Raw genomic sequence first — 2088 nt, 5'->3', positions numbered from 1 at the left:
AGAATTTCAAAATCATTACTTTAGTGATGAAGAACAAGGCGCAGATGGCAATATGGAGTATGATTTGGCAACAGGACTGCTCGGTGAGCATGATGAATTCGCCACACTGCGTGCTGAGCTTGAAGAGGCGCGTGAGCAGCTATTTAGTATCCGAGACTTTATTCGTTTTGCAGTGACGCAATTACGCAATTATGATGTGGTTGTTGCTCAAGGCACTACTGATGAGTTCGCTGAAGCGTCTGCGATTGTGTTGCATTCATTGTCTTTAGATTGGTCTGCCAATGATCAGATTCTTGATTGCCGCTTGACCACCTCAGAGAAGCAATTGGTTTTAAGCTTGTTAGAAGAGCGTATCGCTGAGCGTAAGCCATTAAGCTATTTGATTAATTTATCTTATTTCTGTGATTTGCCTTTTTACGTCGATGAGCGCGTATTGATTCCGCGCTCTCCAATTGCTGAGTTGATTCGTCAGCAGTTCCATCCGTACTTCGAGGTTAATGAGTTGGCAAAGCCACTAGGCGTGAGTATCAACAACCAAACGCCGGCTTTTGTTGATCACGGTTTAGAAATTAAGCAGTTGTCACAGCCTGAGCGCATTTTAGATTTGTGCACTGGCTCTGGTTGTATCGCGATTGCGCTAGCGACCCGTTTCGTCGATGCTTTGGTTGATGCGGTAGATATCGATAAAGGCGCGCTTGAAGTGGCGATGGTCAACGTCGATCATCATGATCTTGGTCATCAAGTCAATGTGATTGAATCTGACTTATTTGCCAAAATCCCTGCCGAAAATCAATATGAGCTAATTGTTACCAATCCTCCATATGTCGATGCCGCTATCATGGCAGATTTGCCACCTGAATTTTTGTATGAGCCTGAGCACGCACTCGCTGCCGGTCAAGATGGTTTAGACTTAGTACATCGTATTTTGTTTGAAGCACCAGATTATCTGAGTCCTGAAGGCTTGCTAGTTTGTGAAGTAGGCGATAGCGAGTGGGCGTTAAAACAAGCTTATCCTGAGATTCAGTTTGATTGGTTAAAATTCGCCCATGGCGGTCATGGTGTTTTTGCAATTACCTATGATGAGCTGATGAGCTATCGCTCACTATTCGCCAATTATGTACAGTTATTAGATAACAATCAATAAATCAAGATTGACACTATCATCAAAAATCGACTTCATTTGTTTAAGGATAGATATGGCAGGCAATAGTATTGGACAGCTCTTTACCGTCAACACCTGCGGCGAGTCGCATGGTGCAGGTCTTATGGCAATCGTCGATGGCGTGCCACCAGGTTTAGCCTTATCTGAAGCCGATTTACAAGTAGATTTGGATCGCAGAAAGCCAGGTACTTCTAAGTACTCGACTCAGCGCCGCGAGTCTGATGAAGTCGAGATTATCTCTGGTGTTTTTGAGGGTAAAACGACGGGTACCTCTATCGGTCTGCTGATTCGTAATACCAATCAAAAATCTAAAGACTATAGTGAAATAAAAGACACATTTCGCCCCGGTCATGCCGATTATACCTATAGCATGAAGTATGGCTTTCGTGACTACCGTGGCGGTGGTCGCTCATCGGCGCGTGAAACTGCCATGCGTGTCGCTGCAGGTGCTATTGCCAAAAAATACTTACAAGAGCGCTTGGGTGTGCAAATCCGCGGTCATGTGACCCAAATCGGTAATGAGTATAGTAATGTCCTAGAACCAAGTAAAATTGATTGGGATTTTGTGAATAGCAATCCGTTTTTTTGTGCAGATAAAGAAGCAGTCAGCCGCTTTGAGACATTGATAGACAGTTTACGCCGTGAAGGCACTTCTTGCGGCGCCCGTCTTGAGATTATTGCAAGCGGCGTCCCTGTCGGATTGGGTGAGCCAGTATTTGATCGCTTAGACGCGGATATTGCTCATGCGATGATGAGTATCAATGCCGTCAAAGGCGTAGAAGTCGGTGATGGTATGGCGGTGGCAGGGCAGTTTGGTCATCGCTCACGTGATGAGATGACACCAGAGGGTTTTACTGCCAATCATGCTGGTGGCATATTAGGCGGTATTTCATCAGGACAAGATATCCGTGTCAGTATTGCTCTTA

The 2088-nt window shown here is 45.1% G+C and carries 2 protein-coding genes; both read left to right on the top strand.

What is annotated here, in order from left to right; all coding sequences use genetic code 11:
- Positions 1-52 precede the first annotated feature (52 nt).
- Positions 53-1144: a 50S ribosomal protein L3 N(5)-glutamine methyltransferase gene (gene prmB, locus VLN09_RS09120; protein WP_325245802.1), complete on the top strand. Its 1092-nt coding sequence runs from the start codon at positions 53-55 to the stop codon at positions 1142-1144.
- A gap of 52 nt (positions 1145-1196) precedes the next feature.
- The coding region (gene aroC, locus VLN09_RS09115; protein WP_325245800.1) for a chorismate synthase at positions 1197-2088 on the top strand (892 nt) is incomplete at its 3' end.

The sequence above is a fragment of the Psychrobacter sp. genome (assembly GCF_035469765.1).
GTDB lineage: Bacteria > Pseudomonadota > Gammaproteobacteria > Pseudomonadales > Moraxellaceae > Psychrobacter.
Note: the sequence above shows the minus strand (reverse complement) of the source record. Positions and strands in the feature narration are given on the sequence as shown.

What these genes read in the sequence shown, in the direction of transcription:
- prmB (WP_325245802.1), top strand. Translation starts at nt 53, where the DNA reads ATGGAGTATGATTTGGCAACAGGACTGCTCGGTGAGCATGATGAATTC.